General features: G+C 61.9%; 21 protein-coding genes and 4 pseudogenes. 1 reads left to right on the forward strand and 24 read right to left on the reverse strand.

Annotated elements, in window-relative coordinates:
* From XI03_RS20340 to XI03_RS20450, 23 genes and pseudogenes are all read right to left on the reverse strand, one after another.
* A partial coding sequence (locus tag XI03_RS20340; protein ID WP_271593041.1) for a type IV secretion system protein occupies nucleotides 1–563 on the reverse strand: 563 nt, incomplete at its 3' end.
* A complete protein-coding gene (trbK-alt, locus tag XI03_RS20345; protein WP_271593042.1) occupies nucleotides 560–925 on the reverse strand; it encodes a putative entry exclusion protein TrbK-alt in 366 nt (121 codons plus the stop codon). The genes XI03_RS20340 and trbK-alt, both read right to left, overlap by 4 nt.
* Nucleotides 925–1,646, reverse strand: a pseudogene (gene trbJ, locus XI03_RS20350) (P-type conjugative transfer protein TrbJ). The gene trbK-alt and the pseudogene trbJ overlap by 1 nt, the downstream one beginning before the upstream one ends.
* Nucleotides 1,643–4,084, reverse strand: coding sequence for a conjugal transfer protein TrbE (gene trbE, locus XI03_RS20355; RefSeq protein ID WP_271593043.1), 2,442 nt, complete (start codon nucleotides 4,082–4,084; stop codon nucleotides 1,643–1,645). Before trbE ends, trbJ begins: the two are co-directional and overlap by 4 nt.
* A 10-nt stretch (nucleotides 4,085–4,094) precedes the next feature.
* Nucleotides 4,095–4,358, reverse strand: a complete 264-nt coding sequence (locus XI03_RS20360; protein WP_271593044.1) for a VirB3 family type IV secretion system protein — start codon at nucleotides 4,356–4,358, stop codon at nucleotides 4,095–4,097.
* Complete coding sequence (locus XI03_RS20365) at nucleotides 4,358–4,681, reverse strand: TrbC/VirB2 family protein (RefSeq protein WP_183244462.1); 324 nt, start codon at nucleotides 4,679–4,681, stop codon at nucleotides 4,358–4,360. Before XI03_RS20365 ends, XI03_RS20360 begins: the two co-directional genes overlap by 1 nt.
* A 1-nt stretch (nucleotide 4,682) precedes the next feature.
* A complete protein-coding gene (gene trbB, locus XI03_RS20370) occupies nucleotides 4,683–5,597 on the reverse strand; it encodes a P-type conjugative transfer ATPase TrbB (RefSeq protein WP_271593157.1) in 915 nt (304 codons plus the stop codon).
* 226 nt (nucleotides 5,598–5,823) lie between these two features.
* A complete protein-coding gene (locus XI03_RS20375; RefSeq protein WP_271593045.1) occupies nucleotides 5,824–7,158 on the reverse strand; it encodes an MFS transporter in 1,335 nt (444 codons plus the stop codon).
* 135 nt (nucleotides 7,159–7,293) lie between these two features.
* On the reverse strand, nucleotides 7,294–7,719 hold the full coding sequence (locus XI03_RS20380; RefSeq protein ID WP_271593046.1) for a CopG family transcriptional regulator: 426 nt from the start codon (nucleotides 7,717–7,719) through the stop codon (nucleotides 7,294–7,296).
* A gap of 6 nt (nucleotides 7,720–7,725) precedes the next feature.
* Nucleotides 7,726–9,714 (reverse strand): conjugal transfer protein TraG, encoded by a 1,989-nt coding sequence (locus XI03_RS20385; protein ID WP_271593047.1) that lies wholly within the window; start codon nucleotides 9,712–9,714, stop codon nucleotides 7,726–7,728.
* 36 nt (nucleotides 9,715–9,750) lie between these two features.
* Entirely contained in the window at nucleotides 9,751–11,514 is a 1,764-nt protein-coding gene (locus XI03_RS20390; protein WP_271593048.1) for a relaxase/mobilization nuclease domain-containing protein, read from the reverse strand.
* Nucleotides 11,515–11,932: 418 nt separating this feature from the next.
* Nucleotides 11,933–12,763, reverse strand: coding sequence for a lytic transglycosylase domain-containing protein (locus XI03_RS20395; RefSeq protein ID WP_271593049.1), 831 nt, complete (start codon nucleotides 12,761–12,763; stop codon nucleotides 11,933–11,935).
* Nucleotides 12,764–12,765: 2 nt separating this feature from the next.
* The gene (locus XI03_RS20400; protein ID WP_271593050.1) at nucleotides 12,766–13,278 is read right to left on the reverse strand and encodes a S26 family signal peptidase; all 513 of its coding nucleotides are present in this window, start codon (nucleotides 13,276–13,278) and stop codon (nucleotides 12,766–12,768) included.
* Nucleotides 13,275–13,739 (reverse strand): DUF2840 domain-containing protein, encoded by a 465-nt coding sequence (locus tag XI03_RS20405; RefSeq protein WP_271593051.1) that lies wholly within the window; start codon nucleotides 13,737–13,739, stop codon nucleotides 13,275–13,277. Before XI03_RS20405 ends, XI03_RS20400 begins: the two co-directional genes overlap by 4 nt.
* A 288-nt stretch (nucleotides 13,740–14,027) precedes the next feature.
* Nucleotides 14,028–14,909, reverse strand: coding sequence for a replication initiator protein A (locus XI03_RS20410; RefSeq protein WP_271593052.1), 882 nt, complete (start codon nucleotides 14,907–14,909; stop codon nucleotides 14,028–14,030).
* A 22-nt stretch (nucleotides 14,910–14,931) separates the two neighbouring features.
* Nucleotides 14,932–15,213 (reverse strand): helix-turn-helix transcriptional regulator, encoded by a 282-nt coding sequence (locus tag XI03_RS20415; RefSeq protein ID WP_271593158.1) that lies wholly within the window; start codon nucleotides 15,211–15,213, stop codon nucleotides 14,932–14,934.
* Between the two features lie 133 nt (nucleotides 15,214–15,346).
* Nucleotides 15,347–15,585, reverse strand: a pseudogene (locus XI03_RS40530) (DUF2285 domain-containing protein); the annotation flags it as partial.
* A gap of 27 nt (nucleotides 15,586–15,612) precedes the next feature.
* A complete protein-coding gene (locus XI03_RS20425) occupies nucleotides 15,613–15,981 on the reverse strand; it encodes a hypothetical protein (RefSeq protein ID WP_271593053.1) in 369 nt (122 codons plus the stop codon).
* An 896-nt stretch (nucleotides 15,982–16,877) separates the two neighbouring features.
* The gene (locus tag XI03_RS20430) at nucleotides 16,878–17,198 is read right to left on the reverse strand and encodes a DUF736 domain-containing protein (RefSeq protein WP_027562526.1); all 321 of its coding nucleotides are present in this window, start codon (nucleotides 17,196–17,198) and stop codon (nucleotides 16,878–16,880) included.
* 578 nt (nucleotides 17,199–17,776) lie between these two features.
* Nucleotides 17,777–18,226, reverse strand: a complete 450-nt coding sequence (locus XI03_RS20435; RefSeq protein WP_271593159.1) for a hypothetical protein — start codon at nucleotides 18,224–18,226, stop codon at nucleotides 17,777–17,779.
* 137 nt (nucleotides 18,227–18,363) lie between these two features.
* Nucleotides 18,364–19,287 carry a DUF2493 domain-containing protein gene (locus XI03_RS20440; RefSeq protein WP_271593054.1) on the reverse strand — a complete coding sequence of 308 codons (924 nt, stop codon included), beginning with the start codon at nucleotides 19,285–19,287 and terminating at the stop codon, nucleotides 18,364–18,366.
* A gap of 328 nt (nucleotides 19,288–19,615) precedes the next feature.
* Nucleotides 19,616–20,677: a DUF7146 domain-containing protein gene (locus tag XI03_RS20445; RefSeq protein WP_271593055.1), complete on the reverse strand. Its 1,062-nt coding sequence runs from the start codon at nucleotides 20,675–20,677 to the stop codon at nucleotides 19,616–19,618.
* A 320-nt stretch (nucleotides 20,678–20,997) separates the two neighbouring features.
* Nucleotides 20,998–23,388 (reverse strand): annotated as a pseudogene (locus XI03_RS20450) (strawberry notch-like NTP hydrolase domain-containing protein); the annotation flags it as partial.
* Nucleotides 23,389–23,564: 176 nt separating this feature from the next.
* Here XI03_RS20450 and XI03_RS40535 point away from each other — a divergent pair.
* Nucleotides 23,565–24,005 carry a hypothetical protein gene (locus tag XI03_RS40535; protein WP_442869725.1) on the forward strand — a complete coding sequence of 147 codons (441 nt, stop codon included), beginning with the start codon at nucleotides 23,565–23,567 and terminating at the stop codon, nucleotides 24,003–24,005.
* A 61-nt stretch (nucleotides 24,006–24,066) separates the two neighbouring features.
* On the opposite strand, the pseudogene XI03_RS40540 reads toward XI03_RS40535, so the two are convergent.
* Nucleotides 24,067–24,771: pseudogene (locus tag XI03_RS40540) on the reverse strand (ParB/RepB/Spo0J family partition protein); the annotation flags it as partial.
* Nucleotides 24,772–24,852 lie beyond the last annotated feature (81 nt).

Consider the following 24,852-nt stretch of genomic DNA (forward strand, 5'->3'; position numbering starts at 1 on the left):
GCTACCAGCAAACCCCGCCGCGCAAAGGGGTCAAAATTGGACGCCGATGAGGGGTCAAATTTGCAAGCCGATTGACACTGGATCGCCAGAATGAAGAAGGCGAGCAGCACCACGACCCACGCGAATAGGAGAACGGTGATCTGGACGAAATTCTCGAAGAAACTGATGTAGCCCATCAGGTTCGAGATGGAATCGAGCAGCGGTCGGCCGGCGTCCAGCCCGACCTGAGCAATCTTTCCCGGTCGCAGGAAATCCGATGCGGACAGGCTTGCGCCCGATGCTTTCAGTCCAAGACCGGCGAAGCTCTCGAAGACGATGCGCGCCAAGCTGTTCCAGTTGCCGATCAGGTAGGCAAAGACGCCTACGAAGAGCGTTTTCTTGACGAGGCGCGCGATGATGTCATCGTCCGTTCCCCAACTCCAGAACAACGCTGCGAGCGTGATGTCGATCGCAGCAAAGGTCGTTGCGAGGTATCCGACCTCGGTCCCCAGCAATCCAAATCCGTTGTCGATATAACGCGTGAACGTTTCCAGGAACTGGTCGATGATCCCCGTACCGGTCATGGCTTGCTCGCCTCAGGGGTCGCCAGGTTCGGATATCCCTGCGGGATCCGGCTTTGATCCTTTGGAGGGAGCGCCCCGCCGCCGGCGGAATCGTCGCGTCCTGGAACTGCTGCACCGTCTTTCTTGCCCAAGAAGCGTCGGCGGTTTTCGGCCCAAACTTGCTTGCAATGCTCATAACCCTCTGCTTGCTCCGCAGTGACGCTGCGGCAGCGCGCGAGGTCTGAGCTGGTTGCGTCTGTCGTCTGCTCCGCTTTCGGCGGAGGACCGTCTCCGCCGCGAAGCTGCATCGTGCAGGCAGTGACGACCAACACGCCAATTGTCGTAAGCAGCGACAACGCCTTGAAAGCCCTGATGTCGGTCATCAGTGGAACATCTGCACGTTGGATGATTGATAACCCCGCCCTGGCGTAAGAAACCGCCGGAGCTGTTCTGGTCCTGGGCCGAGGCGCGTTGCGCTGCTTCAAGGCTTTGCGCCCTGCCCTGCGCCGTCACGACGGCGGTGAGGTCGGCGAGTTGCTGCGCATTCAGTGCGAGAATCTGATTGCTGGCCTGTGTTGCCTGCAAAGCACCGCTAGCACCTTGGCTTGAACTGACGAGCGCGGAGGTCTGGACGCGATTGGTGTCGAGGTTGCCAACGATGCCGGCCTGGACACGAAGCGCGTCTTGCGTTGCGGCATAAGAATTCTGCCATCGCGATTGAGCGTTCGAGATCAGCAACTGATTCGACTGGTTGCTGGTCGCGGGCGCGTAGCTGGTCGAGAAGGCGCGATCAATCTGCTGGACGTCGTAGGCGATGCGCTGCGCCTGGGCAAGCAATTGCTGGGTGCGCTGGATCGAGGATTGCAGTTGCTGCAGCGAGGAATACGGCAGGCTAACCAGGTTCTTCGCCTGATTGATCAGCATCTGCGCCTCGTTCTGTAACGAGGTAATCTGGTTATTGATCTGCTCGAGCTCTCGCGCAGCTGTCAGGACGTTCTGAACGTAGTTGTTTGGATCGAAGACGATCAGCGCCCTTGCAGGAACCGCTAGGCCAAGCGTCAGCGCGACCGTGCCAGCGGCCGCCAATAGGCCAATACGTCTCATGGCGATTTCTCCAGATTGATGAGATTGGGGATCAGGTCGGTGGCCCAGGCGACGCCACGGTGCCGTAGCCAGGCTGACACGAAGCCGTCAGAGCCATGTTCGGCGAGGAGTTGCGCGATAGCTGCCTGGTCTGCCTTGGAAGAGGCTGCGGTAAAGGCCAGAGCGACCTCGCCAAGGCCGAGTTCGAACATTCGGTTGCCGCGGCGAGACTGACAATAGTAGTCGCGCTTCGGCGTTGCCCGGCTCAGAAGCTCGATCTGGCGGTCGTTCAGGCCAAAGCGGCGGTAGATGGCCGTGATCTGTGGCTCGATCGCCCGTTCGTTCGGCAGCAACAGGCGCGTTGGGCAGCTTTCGATGATCGCAGGCGCGATTGCGGACCCGTCAATATCCGACAGCGACTGGGTAGCGAAGATGACGGAGGCATTCTTCTTGCGAAGCGTCTTCAGCCATTCCCGGAGCTGGCCCGCGAAATCTTCGTCATCGAGGGCAAGCCAGCCTTCATCGACAATGAGGAGTGTCGGCCGGCCATCGAGACGATCACCGATGCGATGGAAGAGATACGCCAACACGGCCGGCGCAGCACTCGTTCCGATCAAGCCCTCGGTCTCAAATGCCTGGACCGTCGCGTCGCCGAGGCGCTCGAATTCGGCATCGAGCAAGCGTCCAGAGGGACCACCCAGGCAATAGGGTTGCAAGGCCCTTTTCAGGGAATTGGATTGCAACAAGACCGAGAGGCCCGTGAGGGTGCGCTCCTCCCTTGGCGCCGAAGCAAGAGAGGTGAGCGCCGACCACAGATGATCCTTGACCTCCGGGGTGATTTCGACCTTTTCCCGGGCCAGGATCGCGCCAATCCATTCCGTGGCCCATCCGCGCTCTGAGGGATCGTCGATCCAGGCCAGCGGCTGCAGCGCGACGGCTTGATCACTTCCATCAGAAAATGCACCGCCGAGATCGTGCCAATCACCGCCCATGACGAGCGCGGCCGCCCGGATTGAACCACCAAAATCGAACGCAAAGACCTGCGAGTTCGGGTAACGACGGAACTGTAGCGCCATCAGAGCTAGCAAGACCGACTTGCCGGCACCCGTCGGCCCTACCACGAGCGTGTGGCCGACGTCGCCGACGTGGAGTGAGAATCGGAATGGGGTCGATCCCTCCGTCTTGCCGAACAGAAGCGGCGGACCTTTGAAATGCAGGTCCCTCGCCTCGCCGGCCCACACCGCCGAAATCGGGATCATGTGGGCGAGGTTGAGGGTCGACACAGGTGGCTGCCGCACATTGGCGTACACATGTCCCGGCAAGCCACCGAGCCAGGCTTCGACAGCGTTCACCGTTTCAATCATGCAAGTGAAATCGCGGCCCTGAATGACCTTCTCGACCAGGCGTAGCTTTTCATCGGCAGCATTGGGATCAAGGTCCCAGACAGTGATGGTCGCAGTGACAAAGGCTTGTCCGATCTGATCGGACCCCAGTTCCTGCAACGCTGCGTCGGCATCAAGCGACTTATTGTGGGCGTCGGTATCGACCAGCGTCGACGCCTCGTTCGTCATGACCTCCTTGAGGATGCCGCTGATAGATTTTCTCTTCGCGAACCACTGCCGCCGAATCTTGGTCAGCAGTTTGGTCGCATCCGTCTTGTCGAGCATGATCGCACGGGTCGACCATCGATAAGAAAACGGCAGGCGATTGAGGTCATCCAGAACCCCCGGGGTCGTCGCCCCAGGAAAGCCCACGATCGTCAGCACCCGCAAATTGGCCGAGCCCAACATCGGCTCGAGCCCACTGGTCAGCGGCTGGTCGGCCAACAGCGCATCGATGTACATGGGAATTTCGGGCACCCGAACCCGATGGCGCTTGGTCGAGATCGTGGAATGCAGATAGCTCAGCGTGTCCTGATCATCGAGCCAGGCGCATTCCGGCATGAACCCTTCGACGAGTTGAAGCACGCGGTTAGTTTGGTCGATAAATCCGCGGAGAACCTCGTGCGCGTCTGCTCCAACGGTGCGATCCCGGCCCTCATAGAGAAGTCGTTCTGCCTTGGCAGCGCCCTCCTCCGGTGGCAAATAAAGGAAAGTCAGGAAATAGCTGGACTCATAGTGGGTGCCCGCCTCTTCAAACTGAGCTCTGCGCTCCGCGTCGACCAGCGCGGATGCGACATCCGGAAAGGTGCTCGGAGGATAGGCTCCTGCAAAATGGCGCTGCGCCTCGACGAACACGGCCCAGCCGGATCCCAGGCGGCGCAGGGCGTTGTTCAGACGGCCGGCGACGGCGACGAGTTCAGCCGGCACGGCGCTGTCGAGGTCGGGTCCCCGGAACTTTGCCGTCCGCTGGAACGAGCCGTCCTTGTTCAGGATGATTCCCTCGTCGACCAGGGCTGCCCAGGGCAGGAAGTCGGCGAGCCGCGAATTGGAATGGCGATATTCGGCAAGGTTCATCATGACCGAGAGCTCAGGTGTTGAGATGAGCGGGGATGCGCAGATGTCGGCGCACCACGTCGACGAACGCGGGGTCGCGCTTGGCGGCCCAGACGGCGGCCATGTGGCCGATGAACCAGAAGACCAGACCCGCGATCCAGAGCCGCAGCCCCAGACCCAGGGCTGCCGCAAGCGTGCCGTTGACGATCGCAACCGATCGGGGCGCGCCACCCATCAGGATCGGCTCAGTGAGTGCGCGATGAACCGGCACAACAAAGCCTGTGACAGGTCCTTCCATCAGATCACCACGCCACCGCCGAAGGAGAAGAACGACAAGAAGAAGCTCGAGGCGGCAAACGCGATCGACAGACCGAACACGATCTGGATCAGTCTGCGGAAACCGCCGGAGGAATCCCCGAATGCGAGCGTTAGGCCGGTCACGACGATGATGATGACCGCGATGATCTTTGCGACCGGCCCCTCGACTGACTGCAAGATCTGATTGAGCGGCTGCTCCCATGGCATGTTCGAGCCAGCCGCCCATGCGGGCTGAACTGCCAAAAACATGGTGCCGTAGGCGGCCAACGATGTACCTCGAAGAAAGCGAAATTGCTGACGCATGTCAGTCTCCTGCTGTTGAAAGATTGTAGTCGCCGCTGGCGCTGAGCCCCGAGATGAGGGCGAGTTCAGCGAGGCGACGATCGGCGCCGCGGCCTGCAAGCACGGCGACAAGGTTGATGGTTTCGGCGATCAAAGCACGCGGAACCGTGATGACGGCTTCTTGGATGAGTTGCTCGAGCCGCCGCAGCGCGCCGAGCGCGGTGCCCGCATGAATGGTGCCGATGCCGCCGGGATGGCCTGTACCCCAAGCCTTAAGCAAATCGAGCGCTTCGGCGCCGCGGACTTCGCCAACCGGAATGCGGTCGGGCCGTAGTCGCAACGAGGAGCGGACGAGGTCCGACAGCGTCGCTACGCCGTCCTTGGTCCTTAACGCCACGAGATTGGGCGCTTTGCACTGAAGCTCGCGCGTATCTTCGATCAGTACGACCCGATCGGAGCTCTTCGCCACCTCGGCGAGGAGCGCATTCGTCAATGTTGTCTTGCCGGTCGATGTCCCACCGGCGACCAAAATATTTTTCCGTGTGGCGACCGCGTTCTGCAAGATCTCGGCCTGCGCCGAGGTCATGATCCCCCTGGCGACGTAGTCGTCGAGCGTAAACACGGCGACTGCGGGCTTGCGGATGGCAAAGGCCGGCGCTGCAACGACCGGGGGCAAGAGTCCTTCGAAGCGCTCACCGGTCCCGGGCAGTTCGGCCGATACCCTCGGCGCACCGGCATGCACCTCCGCGCCCACGTGATGCGCGACCAAGCGAACAATGCGCTCGCCATCGGCTGCGGAGAGAGTTTCGCCTGTGTCGATCAGGCCCCTCGACAACCGGTCGATCCACAGCCGTCCATCCGGGTTGAGCATCACCTCAATGATCGCTTCGTCTTCGAGGTAACCGGCAATCGCAGAGCCAAGTGCGCTGCGCAACATTCGCGCACCGCGCGAATTCGCTTCCGATTGAATGGAATGGATTGTCACCGCTCGCCCCCCACGAATGAGGACGCCCAAAGCGCGTCCTCGGATGGGGATGATTAGAAAAGGCACCAATGGACTTGGCGCAACAACCGCTTTCCGTGATCGTAGGCTAGCGTAGAAAAAGAAAGACTGAGAACTGATGTTTGAGGCCTACTCAATCGCATCGTAATCGGCCGGCAGCTCACCACTCCGCATCGTCATCCGCAGGCAGGAGGATGACCGAATCCTCATATAACCAAACTGGCTCGACGGCGCAGGAATCATCAGCCGGCTTGAAGACTAGGACTGAACTCATCCACGGAGTGATGGATCGGCCCCCGGGCAGCGCGAACCAGACCAACGCCGCGATCTGCAGCGCTACGTTGAGGCCGAAAGCGACTTGATAGGCCTGGAGCGGCCGATGGCCATCATTCGCCGGCCATTGCTCCAGGATAAGACCTGTCGCGTATTGTGCCAGAAAAGCCCAACCAAAGTGCAAGACGTTCAAGGCACCGTTGGCACGACCCGCAAGTTGCGGCGGAAAGTAATCTGCTATCACCGCGAAGCTGACCACGGTTGCCGTTCCGGCAATTGCTATAGCCGACCAGGGCAAGATGGACGGGAGAGGCACTCGAAGGATCAAGCCTAGCTCGGCCGCGATAAACAGCACTGCAACCATCGCCAAGATCGTCTCCCTTTCAATTCCTCTCCGCTTGATGGAATGGACCGTGGTACCGAATAGCCAAGCGCCACCGCTCAATACAATGGACATTATGAACAGCTGTCTTACGACAGTTACTCGATCGAACCCCTCCACGTCGGTCAGCCATAGCGATGCCCACAATCCCTGCAGGGACCAGGCCGATCCAATGCAAGTCGCCGACAACGGGGCCATTCGCCAAAAGCGCCGATCGCCGAAAACGGAGCCTAGGGTCGTGGGGGTTGACGCCATCGACGAGACAATGCCTCGTTCTGGCACCACGACATAGATGAGAGCGGCCGTCGCACCGGTAGCGGCCGCCAGGATCCCAAAGAGCTGCCGCCAGCCCATCCAGGCGAGCAAGTGTTCGACGGGAGCCGTAGCGGTCACCGCTCCGAGCGATCCCAGCATGATCATGTAGCCGTTAAGCAAGGCAACTCGTTCTCTGGGGAACCAAAGGATGATGGATTTCAGACCTGCCGTCAGGGCCGCCGCCACGCCAAGCCCGATCATTGCACGTGCGATCAAAAGTGACAGGAAGCCGGTCGATACCGCGAACAGTCCGGCGCCCGTGGCCGCGAGCAAGAGCAGAACACTCTGGACGCGACGCGGACCAAATCGGTCCAACAATATGCCGACGGGGATCTGAGCCGCCGCGAAAACAAGGAAATACACTGACGTAAGCAACCCGAGATCGGCGGAACCAAGGCCGGTATCAGAGCTGAGATGAGCGGCGATCAAAGCGTTGATCGTTCGAAACAGATACGAAAGATAGTAACCAGCAGCAAACGGGAGAAATACGCGCGCGGTGAGACGCCATGCCCCTGAAATCTGCATGCTGGCCCTTCTTGCTCCTCAATTCATTGGAGCCGATAGCGCGTCCAGCTTTTGGTGGGCTTGGCCAAATTGCTGCGATCGTAGGCTGGCGTAGAAAAAGAAGGACCGGCGAAATGGTCTGCCTACATGGTTCAATCAGGTTTCTTCGACCGGTTCCTGACTGAGGATATCTTCCGGAATCTCACGCAGAAAGCTTTGCCCCTTTTGCAGGCGGCGGCCGAGTGCCTCGACAAATCCTTCAAACCGCTCCCGGCCTTTTGCTTGCGCGGCCGCCTGCGCGTCGTTGGGCAGTGGCGGCGTGATCGTCAGCCAGAACCGTATGAAGAGCGCCAAGCTTTCGGCCGTCAAACCTACGTCGCGCTCCAACCTCTGCATCTGACGCGACAGCCGATCGAGGCGCCGGGCGAACGCTGCCTCCCGCCTGTCCGCTCCGTCGGGCGAAAGAAAGGAGGCGACAGCCGCCTCCACGATCGCAGAGCGGGAAAGCTTCTTGCGATCGGCGAGGTCCGAGATCTGTTTCAGCAACTCCGGCGGAAAATATACGTTCATCCGGTCGCGCATATTGCCTCAGAGCTCCATACCGTCATTGGGATCCATCGCAACCTGGCGGGCCACGCCACGCATCTGCTGACGAAGTAGTCGAGATTGGCGGACCGCGTCCTCATCGTCGTCAAGAACGACGGCAAATTCTTCTGCCGGCGTCGGCTCCGTCTTCTCCTTAGCGATAGCAACGTGATCGGGGAGTTCAGGCTCACGACGGAGCCCGCTATTCGCCGTATCTTCCTCGGCATCAGCAGCTTTGTCAGTTGGACCTGCAGTCGGCTTCAGCGGTCCGAGCGCTGACCATCCGTCCGTTCGCAGTGATCGGCCGGCCGTCGCCGGGTCAGGCGGCGGCAGAACCCGCTCGGTGAACCGGCGATCCTCGTAATAGCGGACCTTCTTCGCCCTGATCGGCGCCGTCCCTGCCACCATGACGATCTCGTCCATCGGCGGAAGCTGCATGACTTCGCCCGGGGTCAAGAGCGGCCTTGCCGTCTCTTGGCGGGATACCATCAAGTGCCCGAGCCAGGGGTTAAGCCTGTGACCGGCATAGTTCTTCATTGCCCGCATCTCGGTCGCCGTGCCCAGCGCATCGGACACCCGCTTGGCCGTCCGCTCGTCGTTGGTCGCGAAGCTGACCCGGACGTGGCAGTTGTCAAGAATGGCGTTGTTCGGCCCATAGGCCTTCTCAATCTGATTGAGCGACTGCGCGATCAAAAAGCTCTTGATGCCATAGCCCGCCATGAAGGCGAGCGCTGACTCGAAGAAATCAAGCCGGCCCAGTGCCGGGAACTCGTCGAGCATCATCAGGACCCGATGCCGGCGGTCGCGGGCATGGAGATCCTCGGTCAGGCGCCGGCCGATCTGATTCAGGACCAGACGGATCAATGGTTTGGTCCGCGAGATATCGGAGGGCGGCACCACCAGGTAAAGCGTCGTCGGGGGGCTATTCGCGATCAGATCGGCAATCCTCCAGTCACAGCGGCAGGTCACCTGGGCCACGACGGGGTCGCGATACAGCCCGAGGAACGACATCGCGGTGGACAGGACGCCCGAGCGTTCATTCTCGGATTTGTTGAGGAGTTCGCGCGCGGTCGAGGCGACCACGGGATGGGCGCCCTGCTCGCCAAGATGCGCGGATGTCATCATCTCCTTGAGCGTCGCCTCGATGGGCCGCTTCGGGTCGGACAGAAAGGCCGCCACGCCGGCCAAAGTCTTGTCCGCCTCGGCATAGAGAACATGGAGGATGGCACCCACTAGGAGCGAATGACTCGTCTTCTCCCAATGGTTCCGCTTGTCGAGGGAGCCTTCGGGATCGACCAGGACGTCGGCGACGTTCTGGACGTCGCGAACCTCCCATTGCCCGCGCCGGACCTCGAGCAGCGGGTTGTAGGCCGAGGATTTTGGGTTGGTCGGGTCGAACAACAGGACGCGGCCATGCCGCGAACGAAACCCCGCCGTCAGCTGCCAGTTCTCACCTTTGATATCGTGCACGATGGCCGAGCCCGGCCATGCCAACAACGAAGGAACGACGAGACCGACACCCTTTCCGGATCGGGTGGGTGCAAAACACAACACGTGCTCCGGCCCATCATGGCGGAGGTAGTCGCGGTCGAGCTTGCCCAGCACCACACCATCCGGACCGATCAGTCCGGCCGCTCGAATCTCTTCTACGTCAGCCCAGCGCGCCGAACCATAGGTCTCGACATTCTTTGCCTCCCGCGCCCGCCAGACCGACATGCCGATGGCCGCCGCGATCGAAACGAAGGTCCCCGATGCCGCGATGAACGCACCTTCGACAAAGACCTGTGGCGCATAGGCGTCGTAGACGAACCACCACCAGAAGAAGACGGGCGGGTAATAGATTTTGAAGCCCAACAGCTCGAACCAGGGCCGCCCAAGCTCGGGCTGGTAGGCGAGCCGCCAGGCCGTCCACTCGGTTGCTCCCCAGATGGCCAGCAGGACGATCAGGCCGACAACGATCACCTGCCCCCAGAGTATTTTGGTTCCGGACATCCCGAACGCCCTTCCGCATCTGAAATGGAGAGATTGCTAGAGGCCGAGATCGCGCTTGCGACCAAAGCCCCATTCAATGCCGCCGCCGTCCTTCACGACACCGGTGACGTGTTGGCCGAGCCTCTTTTCCAGTTCGCGCGACCAGGGCACGAGCTGGAAGCCGAGCCCGTTGTCGATCATGGCGAACCGACCCGAGGTCAGCGTCAGCCGCTGGCGATACGTGCCCGCCACATGCTCCCCAGAGGCGGCATTCACGCGAGGCAGGCCGCTGTCGGCCGAGAGTTTTGCGGCCACCTCGTCCAGTTCACGTCGACGCAGCGTGTCCAGGAGATCGCGCTGCAGGATGATGCGGTGGCCCTGCCGCCGCGCCAGGCCCTGCTGGATCAGATGCTCGGTACGGGCTTCCATGGCCTCGCGAGTCTCGCGGCCGAACCCGCCCATGGCGAGCGGCATCGGGTCGCGTTCGACGAGCCTGTGGTCGAGCCAGGTTGCTCCTTTAGCCGTGGCCTGCCCACCGAGATCGAGATCGGAACGGGTCGCGAGCACCACGGTGGGGCGCGGGTCGCCGGGTGGACCGAAGCGTCGAACCTCGACGATGCCGCCGACCGGCGGTGCATATTCGAAAGCCTCGAGCCCTCGAAAGCGCACATAGTGCGCCCGTCCGTCTGTTCCGTCGATCAGGGCGTAAGCCTCGCCGGTCAGTTCGTCATGCAATCCACGGTCGACCAGCCGTCCGATAATCTGGGCCGTCGGCTGTCCACCCTCGATGACGAAGTCGGCAACGCCACGCGCTTCCCCACGCTCGGTGAAGGCGCGGTGCATGGTCTTGATGATGTCACCACGCAAGCCGAGATCGCGCAAGCTACGCTCGGCCTCAAGCCCGACCATCCACTCGCCTGGTGCGGCGGAGGCAGCAAGGCCCATCCTCTCCAAGTGTTGAAGGCGACCGACCATCAGGCGCCGGATCTCGGCGTCGGACTTGCCGGGATTCTCCGGGCGAAGATCGATCGAGCCGGTCTCATCTGCCGCCAGCCGGATCTCCCGATCGAGCCGCGTCCATCGTTCCGCCGTAACTTCCTTCTCCAGCGAGTTGCGGATTTCGTGCTCTGGTTTTGGTCCCAGTTCGATGGCGACCAGTTCCTCGGCGCGTGAGCGCAGGCCCTGGCCGATGTAGTGGCGGGAGATCACGAGATCCGCCCCTTCCTCACCTACTCCCCGAACGAGAAGATGAACATGAGGGTTGTCGGTGTTCCAATGATCGGCAGCCACCCAATCGAGCCGCGTGCCGAGATCGGTCTCCATCTGCTTGGCGAGATCGCGGGTGAAGGCCTTGAGGTCGGTCATGTCGCCGGCGTCTTCTGGCGAGACGATGAACCGGAAATGATGCCGGTCGTCCTTGCACCGTTCTGCGAAAGCCGCGCTATCAGCACGGTCGCTGCGAGCGTCGAACATCTCGGCCCGCTCGCCGCTCCGGGTGACTCCGTCCCGCTTCAGATATGAGAGGTGCGCGGTCAATGGCGCTGAACGGAAGGCTCGCCCTTTGTGACGAACCACACGCGCCTTCACCACGACGCGCCTGGTCGGGCTGAACAATCTGGCGCGGCTAAAGGCGAGTCGCCCGCGGCCAAACGTGGAGCGCCCATAGGCTGCCGAACGCCTGCCCGCCCCTGTCTGACCCGAGGTGTGTCCTGCTTTCTTCGCGGCACGCAGGACCTGATTGATGAAGCTTTTCTGCTTCGGCGCGCGGGTGCTGCGAATGCGCCCAGGCCGAATACGCAGATCGCTGTCGCCCACGCTCACGGCCGGGCCTCCAAACCATCAAAAGCACGCACAGTGCCGAAAACGTCTTTGATTGCGTTACGCAAAATGCAAGGCGCGGCACGCGCCCCGACCGACCGGCACGCCAGAACCCAGGCCATGTCAATGGCTTGCGGTTCGACCGGCGAGCCCCTTTTATCTCGCCGTCCTGCCGTCGTGGTCCCCCGGTCGCCGGTTCCCGAAAAAGCAGCAGCGACTTGGCAGCCAACTCGCGAAGCCCCCACTGCTTCCGAGCGCTTGCGATAGCGATCGTTACCCGAAGGGCCGAGACACCCGAAGGGTGGCTCGGTGAGGAGCGAAGCGACGAGTAGAGCGCGGGCCGAAGGCATCGCCCATACGCCATCAGCACGCGCCACCTGCTTGGTGAAGCATACCAAAGCTTGCGAACCCGCACACTTGGTCATTGCGATGCTCCCGAATCCGATCGAGGGACGAACATGCCAGTTGGCCGGGGAACCATGTGCGAAACATTGGGCGCCGAGATTGCGGTCGTGACACCGGTCGACGGTATGAGTGCCAGCGACCAATCGCGCGTTTTCATGACATCGGATCGCGTGATGAATAGCATCGCAGCTGCTGATGACTGGCCGCTGGACGTCCACCTCGGCGGTAGTTCGATGGCAAGCAGATTTGCAAGCTTTACGACGTATGCTCGCGTCTCGTCTGGCAGAGAGCCGCCTGCGAGATGCTCTTCATAGCGAGATGGTCCCGCGTTGTACGCGGCAAACACGCCGGGCGAGCCATATCGATCGAGCAGTTCGCGCAAATAGGCCGCGCCGGCCAGAATGTTGTCGTGCGGGTCGTAGGGATCGTTCCCGAGATTGTAGCGCTCGCGAAGTTCCGCCCAAGTCGCCGGCATGATCTGCATCAGGCCCATCGCGCCCTTTGGCGATCTGGCGTGCACATCCCCAGCACTCTCGATGGTTTGGACTGATCGGATCCAGTTCGGCGCAATCGCAAAGCGTTGTGAGGCTTCATTGATGAAGCCGGCAAACGAGCGAGGGGCCTGACGCACCGCCGGCTGGGCGGCTGATCCGCTCTGGGCCGAACCAGCACTGTCGAACGCGGTCAGAAGAAGCATCAGCGGCACGACAGCACAAACGCGCCTGCCCAACCGACCCAAGCACGCGGTCGGGCTCGCGCCGGTCTTGCAGACATCGATCGAGACGGAGGAATGATCCCGCAATCGATCAAACAAGGGAATGGCGAGGAGAACACGTCTGATACGCACGATCACTCCTCCCACGTCCACACCGGCATCGCACGGCCGATCACGCTAGATGCCGGAAGAAATCCGAAATACCGGCCATCAAGAGAGTCGTCCGACTGCCAGTTCATCAGAAACAGCTCGCCGTTGCCGACGACGCGGCATCCCTGCCATTTCGGCAGCGGCCTGCCTCGTCTGTCGTGATCCTTCGCCTCGCCTACCGCGACGTTGTCGACCGAGATCGTGGGGCCGGTTCTGCAAACACTCTGCCCGGGAAGGGCGAGCACGCGCTTCAGCATGGGGACGCCAATGGGCAAATAGCCGTTAAGGTCAAGGAAGGCCGCGAGCGGCTCCGGCGGCTGCACGGCGACCAATTCAGTGACTTGGAACTGGTCCGCCGGTCGGAGGCGGTAGAAACCGATCGGCACGCTCGCGGAGGTGTTCCAGATGTAAAGCGGAAGCGGCTCCAGGACGATCGTCGCGATGAGCGCAGAAGCGAGCACAATCGTCACGGCCAGCATCATTAGGCGGCTTGTCATCGCATCACCTTTCGGCGATGAAGCCAGGCCTGATGGCGCGCTTTCGTATAAGGGCGCGGGTTTTCGTTGACGGACAGGCGGTTATGAACGTGATGCCAATGATCAGGCGCGACATCAGCTGGATCGATGCCGAGTGCCTCGACGGCATCTATCATCTGCAGCACGCGCTCGACCTTTAGCCAGCCGGACAGACGCAGCAAAATCTCTCCGCCAGGCTTCACATACGGGACGGTCGAGCAGCGCTGTCGCGGACCGACTGCGCGCAAGATGTCGATCCGCGAAATGACCGTGCCGAAGTCGTTCGAGGTCCAACGGACGAAGGCAAAGATGCTACCCGGCGCGAATGACAGGACACGCCGATGGCGATCAAGCTTCCGTTCCTCGACGATGCGACCGAACCGAACGCGGTTTTCGATGCGCTTCTCGAGCCACAACACTTCCACTTCCGTGAGATCACTCATGCCACGGCTCCCCGGCGCTGGAGCTGGCGGTCGTGAGCTTGGGCTTGGTCGAGAGTGTGTATGGCCTGCAAAGGCAGGCTGGCCTGTCGGGCTGCCGTTGCGGGGCGCCGCCAATGCGGCTTTCGGCCTGTTCCGTTAGAGGAAATCCGAAGGATTTCCTGTTAGTAAAGTTAGAGCGACTGGAAAGCACGGAGAAACAAGCCCTTAAGCTTGATTCCGGTCCCCGATAGCACGAGGATCGGGTCCCCAATAGCACGAGGGTTGCGGTCCCCGATGGCACGAGCTGATTCACAGGTTGTCCTCCGAATCTGGAATGAGACCGCGGCGGCGCAAGCGTGCCGCTAAGGGATCAACAGGGATGGGCGCGAAGTTCAGTCGCTCGGGGCCATCAGGATCGCGCGTGAGCACGAGTTGATAGCCGGGCAATGTCTGGCGCTGGACGATCTGACGTACGTCGTAAGCAAAATGCTTCAGCGGAGAGAGGATGCCGGATTTGGCATGGAGGTGCACAAGATCAAAACTCCAGCCGCCGTCCTGCCGACCGCCATGCTTGCGCACAAGCCGGTAGAGCCACCGCTCAAGTCCGCCCGTGAGCTCGAAATAGGCGCGATCGATCGTCAGGACGAGCGCTTCATCGATGACGCCAGCATAGAACCAATCCGGCAGGATCAGCTCGATCCCAAATGGACGACCGTTTGCATCGGCCGTCTCCTTCCATTCGTTGATCCAGGAGAAGCGGTGTCGCCGCCGTTCTGTCGGCTGACGGATCGACGTCAGCACGGTCGTTGACTGAAGTCTGTCGAGACCGGCCTTCAGGCGGTCATAGTCACGTGCGCTGGTGCCGCGGCCTACGAACGTCAAAATCTCGTAGGGCGTTGCAGCCATTAGGCGCGAGGTCTTCAAGCCTGCGTCACGGGCTTCGACAATCTGGGACGCCGCCCAAATCAGAACGTCCGCATCCCAGATGGTCGCCATGCCGTGTTCCGGCACCGCTTCGACACGAATTGCAATCGCACCGGCACGAAAATCGATCGGCACGATGCGCTTGGTCTTTGCGAGCGAGAAGAACGGATATGCCATCAGATCCTGCGCGTCGCGGGGTGCAAGATCGCCGGGTAGCGCCCGAAAGAGCTCAAGCTGCTCGCGCTCTGAATGGCGTTTGCGCCGCATGGTCGCTGTTCTCACGCGTCAATCAGCGACGTTCCTGGCCGGCATAGGGGCGCAGGACCGTATGCTTCTTGGCCGGCAGCACAGTGCCCTTCCCAGGATCTGACGTTGACGTTTTGGAGCCGAGATCGGCCCACGCTTTCAGGTCATCGACGGCGTAGACAACACGTCCGCCGATCTTCCGATAGGTCGGTCCGGTACCGTACGTTCGGTGCTTCTCGAGCGTGCGACCGGACAGGCCAAGATAGCGCGCGGCCTCAGGTGTACGCAGGAATCGCGGGGGAAGACTGGCCATCGGATCGGGCATTTGAGAACTCCAAGAGGACAGCGCACTGCGCTTGGCTAGGCCGGCGTGTGTGCGCTCATCATGGAGGAGCGCGACCTCGGAGTGGGATGCCGAATTTTGGCGATACGATTTTCGGCACCCCTCGGGGACTGCGCTACTCGTCCCTGCGCCCGAGCCGCAGGAGCTTGCGGTATCCACCGCCCATGAACGCGAGACCGCCCTGCACCAAGCGGATTGTTCGATTGCGCAGATTATGAGTCTTCCAGGCACGACCGGCATTCGCTTTTTGCCGAACAGCGCTTCGGCGATAACGCGATAGCTACCGCCGGCGCCGTGAGCATCGAGCGCACGAATGGTGGCGCTGAGGCGCCCGCGCCGCTGTTCAGACAATTGGTGAAAGGCTGGACCGGACGCGGTCCATCACACGCCCCAGCCGCCGGGCTGCATACGCTCGCGCTTCGAAATCGCCGTCAAACGGCAGTTCGGCTGCAATGACGCGCCACGGGTCCTTGGACAGACACGGTAGTCCGCCGAGCCGATGCGCAGCACCGCGTCCCAGCCGTCCGCGGCGCGCCGCACCTGGCCTGCTGCAAGGTCAAGCAGCGGTTGTGACGCTGAACTCCGATCGGCAGCACAGGCAACCTTGACCGGAACGATCGCCGCAAGAACCTCAGGCGCCCGAAAAGATCGTCTGCTCGTCGAACGACCTCTGCGGGTGATGGCGAAAGCAGATATCCATTTCCTCCTGAATTCGTCAGCCACTTCGCCGCTCGGCTTGTTGGCAATCATCACCTCGTACTGACGCCGATAGTCGGCGTTGCGGCGGGATCATTCCCCGCGATGTCGGTGATTTCGGCGCCGGCACCCGCCATTCGAATTCAGGCATTGAATGCGCCCCACCGCAGCGCAGCTACAAGGATTGCGGCGCAATAATTATGAAAGAAGCGTAGGAAGCCCCTAGTTTGGCACCACGTGGCGCCGAAATGACCATCGGCTAGCAGAAAACAAATGGTTCTGCCTGCAAGTCGCCAGTCAATATTTTCTTCTATTTTGAGCCTGTGCCGCGTAGGAGGGCCCATGCTCGGTCACCATTTGGCGCGCGCAAGATGAGTCTGTTTTGCCTACGTGACAACATGCTGTTCGTCATAGGCCGTCAACGTCGGCTCGTCCGGCGCCGTGTCCGTTACGTCTGGATCTAGGAATTGCGTCTGCGTCATATCTGCTTTTAGGACGCGTATGAGCTACGCCATGCTTGGTCGCAATCCATACCGCCTTTGCCGGTGCAATCTGGATGTTCGTTCGGTAGATCAGCTACCGAGTTCGCCCGCGCAAATAGCGTCGGCAGTGTCGATAGCATGTTCGGACACGAATCAGAACGATCGTTCCTAGAATGATCGTTCCGGCTTAGCCCCCATATAGCCGTGGATCTCAAAGAGATCATGACTGCGTCGGAAAAGCCACGATCTACAGGAGTGCGGGCCGAGCGCGGGTCTGGTCGGCGCCACCGTGCGCGGCGACGTATCAGCAAGCGTCACCGTGCTCCGGCAAATTTCCGAAGCATTGGGGATCGAATCCGGAGACCTGCTCGAAAACGTTGCGCGGCTTAGCAAAGCGTAATCCGCACCTCAGGACCAGCCGCGAAAAAACCCCGCCCGGCGAACCGGACGGGGCTTGATTGAGCGAGCTTACTCGCCGCTCTTGCGCGGCCGCGACCAGAGGAGCGTGTAGCCTTCGCCGCCTTCGTCATCAAAGAGGTTCGCGTAAATCGGAGCGTTGAAGGAGGGATCGTCGAGCTTGAGCGAGAGGTAGTCGCGCCCCTCCTCGGAGCGCTTCGACCAGGCGGCGCCGATCTCCGCGCGACCCACGTAGATGCGGTGGCTGGGAGCGTTGTCGTTGGAACGGTTGGTCTCGGCGACGATGCGGACGCCCTTGGCTTGCAGGCTCAGGGTGACGATCTCGCCTTGGAAATCGTTGCCGACCTTCTTGAAAGAACCGATGTTAGCCATGTCACTTCTCCTGTTGTGTTTCGAGCCCGCGACCACCGCGGCCTCGATGGCGATCTGTAGGCCGAAGACGATCGGCGACGCACCCGCTTGAAGGGCCGTAGCGGAGCGGAGGACGCCGTTGCGGCGACTTTCTTGTCTCGCGAGGAATGGGCAAAGCCCAGGGGAAGAAAGTAGCATCAACGGCGTTGCGGCTCAGACGATCGAGGCGAAGCCGGTCTTCGGCCAGATCAAGCCATCAAGGAGGCCACGTGCGTCCGCGTGCTGAATCGCAATCTCGGGAGAAGACATGGCTCATGTCGGTTTAGCTGAACAAGAGGTCGGAATGCTCAGCGCATAAAGAGAAACAATCTGCTGCAAAGGGCGGTATCGTCTGCAAGAACGGATCGAGGCAATACTGCTCCGCCGCGCTGCGTGGGCCAGACGGAAATGCCGGCGGCTTGATCGAGGAGCTCCGAGGAGGACTGACTCTTCCGCGTCAGGTCTCGATCATCCCCGTTCACCGCGCCGATTTACGCGAACTTCTCGTGACGATGAAGGCGGTAAACGGTCATCCTCCGCCTTGCGGCCGTAAAGAACGGTTAGGACGGACTCTCCACCACCCCACCTGGCTTGAACGGGCGGGTCTCCGCCGGAACGATCAAGCGCGTCCATGACGTGACGCCGATGCAAACCGCGCCCACGCAAGCGAAGACTTCACGCCAAGCCAACGAAGGCACCCCGATCTGGGACACGGCGAACACCACTTGATAGCCGGCAACAGCCGCGGGAATAGCAAATGCTGTCGCGATCGCGAGGCGCAAAGCCAAGGACCGGGTAATTGCGACGGCGACTTGGCCGAGGACGAGCGTCAGCGCACCGCCCGCCGTCGCGATAAGCAGCGCACCAATGAGGCCGGCGCCGCTCTGAAACGCGGTCATGGCGATGCTCAGTGCGACAAAAAACGGCAAGGCATACACAGCGAGCGCAAAGATCGCCCAGCAGAACAAGCCGATGCCGAGTGTGTTGAGAACAAGCCCAAGGGCGAGCATGGTGGTGGCTCCATGTGCACATCTACCGGTCGCGCCTTCCACCACCACCATGGCGCAACCTGGACATAGGGTCGAAACGAGGCGGAGTTGCGGCGCATGCAACTCCGTCTTAAAGCCTGGGCACGAGAAGGGAGCGCTCACGCGCCGCCGAACCTCCAGACGGGGATGCCGAGGCGCTTCGCCTTGTCCGCCAGGTTGTCCTGGATTCCCGTGCCGGGGAAATGCATGACGCCGATCGGAAGGAGTTCGAGCATGGCGTCATTGCGCTTGAATGGGGCCGCCTTGGCGTGCTTTGTCCAGTCGGGCCTGAAGGCGATCTGAGGCACCTTGCGATTGGTCGCCCATTTCGAGGCGATAAGCTCCGCACCTTTGGGCGAGCCGCCATGGAGCAGGACCATGTCGGGATGCTTGGCGTAGACCTTGTCGAGGCCGTCCCAGATGAGGTGATGGTCATTGAAGTCGAGCCCGCCGGTGAGTGCGATCTTCGGTCCTGCCGGCAACAAGAGCTCGGTTTGAGCGCGGCGCTTGGCTGCGATGAAGTCGCGAGAGTCGATCATTGCTGCGGTCAGCGTACGGTGGTTTACGAGCGATCCCGATCGAGGGCGCCAGACCGCTCCGGTGTGAGTTTCGAAGCGTTCAATGGCTTGGTCGCGGAAGAGCTCAAGGCAGTTGCGGCGCTCGATCAAAGTGATGCCTTCAGCGGTCAAGCGCTCGAGTTCGGCCGATCGAACCTCAGAGCCATTCTGCTCGCGCTGGCTCTTTTGCTGAGCCTGCTCGTTATCGTCGAGATGGCGTCCGATACGGTCAACGGCTCGGTGGAACAGGTTGACGGTCGACCAGAGCAGATCATCGAGGTCCGGCTCGAGCCGCGTGTCGCTCAACGTCGCGACCAGGGCGTCGAAGACATCGGCGACGGCGCCAGCGATCATCTTGCCCTCGGGAAGCGGCCGTGGATCCGGCTGGTCGTCGAAGGGGCGGTACCCGAAGAGTTGCAATTCGGTGAGAACGTGATCGGTCGGAGAAGAAGCGAAGTGCGGTTCGATGTCGTCGTGGTCGGTCATCGGGGAGGTCCTTTGCCGGATCGACCGCGCCCATCGCGGCCTTCGTGGCGATCACTCAGACGGCGGGCGGAGCGGGCCAGAACCCGCAAGGGCCGAAGCGGCAGCGGAGGATGGCGGAGGCCGGCTATTTTGCTTCGCGATGCAAAGCGCGCCACTTTGATGGCTGTTGTGTCTGCTTATCGCCGGCGCGGGGCGGAAAATAGCCGGCCGTAGCCATTGCCGGCCGGGTCCGGTTGCCGTCCGATCGCCCTCTAGAAGGCCGAGGTCGCGTCCTCTTCCGGCAATGGCCTCGTTATGACCGACGCTCAACGTCGATCGAAGCAGCGGTCTATTCCGCGACCACCATCGACGAATGCAGGAAGCGGACGACGTCCTCTGGTACGAGTTGAAGCCGCAACGCTGCTCGGAGGGTCTCGGAACCGAAGATGTGCAGGTCTTCGTTGAAATCGACTAGCCGGGGCGACAACGCAATCACTTCAACGCCGACGGCCTTTGCACGCTGGGTGAGAATAGCCTGCACGGCATCTCCGGCGGCATCTGCGTCGCGGGCGATATAGAGCCGACGCAGGCCAGACGGCAGCAACATGGCTGAGAGGTGATTGGCCGAGAGCGCCGCAGCCATAGGCATGGTCGGCAGCACGTAACGCAATGAAAGCATAGTCTCGATTCCCTCGCCGGCGGCGAGCACGTCGTCCACCACGCCGAAGCGAACGGCGTTGCCGAGAAGGTCGCCCATCGCTCGCCGTGGCGTGGCGATCGGAGCCTTGCCAAGACGAATGCGATCAAATCCGTCTGGATCGAGCCAGGTTCGCTGCGCGCCGGTGATCCGCCCCTCAAGGTCCGTGACGCGGGCAATCATCGCCGGCCAGGTTTCTGTCGGCGAATGCTCGTCCGGCCGATAGTAGCAACGAGCGTGGAAGCGGAGACTTCCACCATGGTGGATGCGGGTTATCCCACGACGCTGCAAATACGTCTCGACTACTGTGCCCTCGATCGGCCTGGATATCGCAAAGAGCCGACGGGCGGCTTCTTGCGATCCATTTGGCGCCACTGAACGAACGGGTTTCGAGACCAGTTGCGGCTCAGGATGAGGCAGCTTCAAAAACCGCCTCGCTTCCTCGGCGACCTCGCTGAACTTGCGCAAACCCCGGCATTCGCGGATGATGTCGAGGAGATCGCCATGCTCGCCGGTCGCAGCGTCAGTCCACTTGCCGGCGGGGCCCTTAGGTGATTCCTGGAGCCGCACGAACATCGAGCGGCCCGGCGTGTTGCGGACGTCGCCGACCACCCAGTACCGCCCCGCCCGCTTGCCATTGCAGAGGTAGTATTGGCACACGGCCTCGGCCTCGCGCGCGAGGCGGCGTGCCAGTTCGCAAGGCGCGGCGGACATCACGCGGCCTCCCGCTCACTGACACGCGCGAACGGGTAAGTGTCGAGCACCTTTGTCAGGATCCCGAGGCCGCTTTCGTCCGTCGGCACGAACATCCGCAGCTTCCAGGATATGATATCTCCAAAGAGGCCGTAAGCGAGGAGGCGATCGCGCACAGTGTCGTTGGATCCCGACAGCTCGGAGCGGGCTGCGCCCATCACCCGGACGCGACGAAGCTGGAGCCCCTCGGCAAGCTCGAGGACGGTACGTCCCTCCATCACAGCGGCGAAGGCAGCGTCCGGCGCCAGCATGGGCGCATCTGCCAAGACGACATTTGCGACCCGGTCGATCGATCGGATGAGCCACGGCGTCTTCATCGAGGTCACCAGATGACCGAAGAATCGCTGTTTGGTGCTCTCGAAGGCGGATCGGCCCGCGGATTTTGCCTGCCCGTTTAGGGTTTCGGCTTCTCCGGTGATGTTGGCGGCTCGCACCGCCGCGTCGAGGTTGTCATGGATGATGCTGAACGCATCGGCATAAGCGTCGTAGATGCGAACCTGCTCGGGCGTAAGCTGGTGTTCAACGAGCTCGTACTCGAAGCCCGCATAGGACAATGAGCGGGCATCGTAGAGACGAAGCGCCTTGGGGGCGGGCGCCAGCACCTCCATCACTGCGACCCTGCCCTCCTCGATTGCCTCAACGAACTCGGCGCGTGTGGCGAACGGGAAATCGGCACCGCCCCAAAAGCCGAGGCGTTGCGCATATTCGAGGTTAGGGACCGTCGCTGCGCCAGTAGCCGACCCATAAACCAGGCGAGCATTGGGCAAGGCGTGCTGGAGCTCCAGGCCCGCGCCCCCCTGCTGAGGGGCCGCCTGTTCACCGCGCTCACCCTTGCCGCCGGCTGCGTTCTGCATGGCGTGGCTCTCGAAGACGATCACTCCATCGAAGTCGGTGCCCAACCATTCAACGATCTGCCCGACATGCGAAAGCTGCTCGCCACGCTCGTTGATGCGTAGCGTGGTGTAGGTGGCAAAAAGGATGCTTTTCGAAAGCTGGATCTGGGCGCCTTGGCGAAACCGGGAAAGAACAAGCAGCCGCTCCATCCCGAGCGCGGACCAGTCGTGCTGGGCATCTTCAATCAACTTGTCGGATTTGCTGATCCAGACCGCACGGCGGCGGTCTTTGAGCCAATTGTCGAGCAGGATCCCGGCAACCTGCCGCCCCTTGCCCGCGCCAGTACCATCGCCGAGAAACCAGCCGCCGCGAAAGCGGACGGCATTCTCCGCCTCGTCGTGCGCGGCGGCCACAACATCAAAGGTCGCATTGACCATCCAGGAGCCCGCCAGGAATTCGGAATGAGCCTCGCCGGCATAAATGACGCTCTCGATCTGGGCGTCCGACAGAACTCCGCCCACCAGACTTGAAGGCCGGTGCGGACGACACGGCCTCGGTGGCGCAGCGGATGCCATCGCCACGGACTGCACGAGCTTGGTCGGATGTGCGCACGTTCCGCGAATATGGATCGACTGCAATCTGTACTCCACAGAGAGCGCATCGGTGAGGCGGGCGCTTACCGGCGGCGACCGTTCGACGGTCTCGTACGTAAGCTCCACACCGTCTGGTGCGCTCCCCGAAGTGGAAGAGGGGCTTGGTGCAATCGCACCCGCCGATCGGCTCATTGGGGGGCGCCCTGTCACGTAGGCGACGACCGGCGCGGCGACGGGCAGCCTTGGAGCCAGGTGCTGGGTGACCCAATTGAGCAAGGTGGCGACATCGCCGGTTATGCCTTGCGAGGCCGGAAAAGCCTTCGGATCAGCGGCGGGCCGCTTGTCGATGACGAGCAGTCTCGTTTCCGTCTGAGTGCCGTGCTTGACGTAGACGTCGCCGTCGATCGCGGCAGACAACACGACCTGTCCGCGCTCTTGGAGGCGAACAAAGGCCTCTCGCCACGCCGGGTTATCCGGCGCAAGGCCTGCACGAACGACGGCGACCAGCCACCCACCATCGCAAAGACTCGCGGGCGCCGAAGCGATGTGCCCGCAAGTGGCGTCTGCGATCCTACCACCGACATTCGCTACCACGGAGAACGATGGGTTCGTCAGAACCACGCTCGGTGCGACCCTCGCGTCGAGTTGATCATCGATCTGCGCGGCGTCGAGCCACGTGACCTCAACGTTGGCAAACAAAACATCTAGCAGCACTGCGGGGCTTTCAGCCAATTCGTTCAACATCAGAGAGCCGCCGGCGAGCTCGGCCAGGATGGCGAGCAAGCCGCTCCCCGCGGACGGCTCCAGGAGGCGGTCGGCAGGCGTAGTGCCGGCTCCGGTGCATGCGGCCAGCCCAAGCGGGATCAGTGTCGAAAATTGCTGAAGCGCCTGACTGTGCTCGGAAGGCCACGTACGGGTCGGCAGACAGCTGGCGATTGTCGCGAGCGTTGGCAGCATGGCAGCCGTTGAGCCAGCCTTCATGGCCGGACCGAACTTGCGAATGAAGAGAACAGTTGCCGCCTCGCAGACGTCATAGGCAGTCTTCCAGCTCCAGGCACCGTCCGCGTCCGAGGCGCCGAAGGCCGCCTCCACGGCGCTACGTAGGATGGCTGCATCGATGCGACGGCCGCGTTCGAGATCGACCAAGAGCTGTCGAGCGGCCCTGACCGCGGCTGAGGTGAGACTTGCAGCGGCACGCATTGAGAGCGGCGCGGCGGCACCGCCGCCGGCGAGAGATTCGGTCATGGCACGATTTCTCAGGAGAGCAGGAATGGGTCGAACCATCAGGCGCTCTCCTTTGACCCGACGGCTCAACCCTCCCCTGGCCCTGCTCTCGCTCTCAGCCCTCGCCCATAAGAATGTGAACCGGCGTTGCACACCGGTTCTCAACAACGGCGGGATGGCCGGGGCGACCCGGCTTTGTGTCACTCACCCGCATCGAGCTGTTGCGGGTCATCGCCGCCGGCATTCTCCCGATCCCCATCCTCGGCGAGGAATTCGGGCGGGGGCCCGCGTCACTCTCTTGCTCGACTGACGACACGCTGGAGTCGACGGAACTCAGCGGCTTTGGCAACCAGCCGGAAACGTTGAGTAGACGCTCGCCCTGCTTGGCCATGTCGGCCTTTTTCAAATCGTCGATCAACTGCGCAAAAGCTTTCGCCCTTTGCTTCTCCCACCGCCTCCAGAATGCGAGGCTTGGTGACCCGGCCGAGGCTGCTGTCGATGGTCGGTTCCCAGCCGGCCTGCACCATATCGAGCCCGACCGCGCGCGCCAGTACATTGGCTTGATCGAGACGCGTGCGGACACCATGGGCGCAGACGTGGCCCTGATTGTAGCGGTTGGCTGGTTCGGAGAGCGTTGACCGCAAATTGCGAGCGAACAGGAACGCTTGAGCGGCACTGTGGGGAGCTGTGAGCGCGTGGCTTGAAGAGGTCGCGCATAACGGCGTCGCTCGTCTGTTCGTAAGCTTCGAGGCCAATGGACGGAGCGCGGCGGTCGGACGCGAGGACCGTTTGTTCTGCCAGCAAGCGCCGGATCTGGAATGGCTCGTCGTAGCGTGAGCGGCTGACCTGCTCCCAGACTTGCTCCTGGCGAGCATGATCCGCGGTCACCGAGAACCCCATGAGTTGCTCGAGCGTCATACCGCCCTCGGCGTAGATCTCGTGCAGCCTGCCAGTCGAAGCCGCTGCTTCACGACAGCTGGCGCCACAAAGTGCCTGGCGGCGATCTCTTCTTGGCTCGTGGCGCCTTGGTGGGAGACACTGAAAGGCGCGGAACTCATCGAGGGGGGTGCAGCCCGATCCGCTCGTCATTCTCCGCAATCGCGTCATTTTCCACGATACCTTGGTCCCGAACAATGCACGGAACCGCTTGGGTCTTCGCCATGTGCTTTTGTTTCACAAGCAGTTCGAGGGCACGATAGCGCCTGCCGCCTGCAGGCACTTCGAAGATGCCGGTCTCGTTGCCTTCGGCATCAACTACGGCCCGAACGTTGAGGCTCTGCAGGAGCGTGCGTGCCGCGATGCTTTCGGCGAGTTGCTCGAGATGCCCGCCTTCACATGACGGACATTGGATTGGCTCAGCACCAGCTTGTCGAACGGAATGTCGCGTGAGGGCGACAGGGTGATCTTTTGGACAGCCCGTCATGTCGATTCTCCACGACGGGCAGCCGTGAGCCTCTCTCGGCCTTCAACCCGTCGCGGAAAACG

It is taken from the genome of Bradyrhizobium sp. CCBAU 65884, from assembly GCF_028128835.1.
Lineage (GTDB): Bacteria > Pseudomonadota > Alphaproteobacteria > Rhizobiales > Xanthobacteraceae > Bradyrhizobium > Bradyrhizobium ottawaense.

Coding starts and splice junctions, on each gene's coding strand:
- trbK-alt (WP_271593042.1), bottom strand. CDS start 925: ATGACCGACATCAGGGCTTTCAAGGCGTTGTCGCTGCTTACGACAATT.
- trbE (WP_271593043.1), bottom strand. CDS start 4,084: ATGATGAACCTTGCCGAATATCGCCATTCCAATTCGCGGCTCGCCGAC.
- XI03_RS20360 (WP_271593044.1), bottom strand. CDS start 4,358: ATGGAAGGACCTGTCACAGGCTTTGTTGTGCCGGTTCATCGCGCACTC.
- XI03_RS20365 (WP_183244462.1), bottom strand. CDS start 4,681: ATGCGTCAGCAATTTCGCTTTCTTCGAGGTACATCGTTGGCCGCCTAC.
- trbB (WP_271593157.1), bottom strand. CDS start 5,597: ATGTTGCGCAGCGCACTTGGCTCTGCGATTGCCGGTTACCTCGAAGAC.
- XI03_RS20375 (WP_271593045.1), bottom strand. CDS start 7,158: ATGCAGATTTCAGGGGCATGGCGTCTCACCGCGCGCGTATTTCTCCCG.
- XI03_RS20380 (WP_271593046.1), bottom strand. CDS start 7,719: ATGCGCGACCGGATGAACGTATATTTTCCGCCGGAGTTGCTGAAACAG.
- XI03_RS20385 (WP_271593047.1), bottom strand. CDS start 9,714: ATGTCCGGAACCAAAATACTCTGGGGGCAGGTGATCGTTGTCGGCCTG.
- XI03_RS20400 (WP_271593050.1), bottom strand. CDS start 13,278: ATGACAAGCCGCCTAATGATGCTGGCCGTGACGATTGTGCTCGCTTCT.
- XI03_RS20405 (WP_271593051.1), bottom strand. CDS start 13,739: ATGAGTGATCTCACGGAAGTGGAAGTGTTGTGGCTCGAGAAGCGCATC.
- XI03_RS20410 (WP_271593052.1), bottom strand. CDS start 14,909: ATGCGGCGCAAACGCCATTCAGAGCGCGAGCAGCTTGAGCTCTTTCGG.
- XI03_RS20415 (WP_271593158.1), bottom strand. CDS start 15,213: ATGCCCGATCCGATGGCCAGTCTTCCCCCGCGATTCCTGCGTACACCT.
- XI03_RS20425 (WP_271593053.1), bottom strand. CDS start 15,981: ATGATTGCCAACAAGCCGAGCGGCGAAGTGGCTGACGAATTCAGGAGG.
- XI03_RS20430 (WP_027562526.1), bottom strand. CDS start 17,198: ATGGCTAACATCGGTTCTTTCAAGAAGGTCGGCAACGATTTCCAAGGC.
- XI03_RS20435 (WP_271593159.1), bottom strand. CDS start 18,226: ATGCTCGCCCTTGGGCTTGTTCTCAACACACTCGGCATCGGCTTGTTC.
- XI03_RS20440 (WP_271593054.1), bottom strand. CDS start 19,287: ATGACCGACCACGACGACATCGAACCGCACTTCGCTTCTTCTCCGACC.
- XI03_RS20445 (WP_271593055.1), bottom strand. CDS start 20,677: ATGTCCGCCGCGCCTTGCGAACTGGCACGCCGCCTCGCGCGCGAGGCC.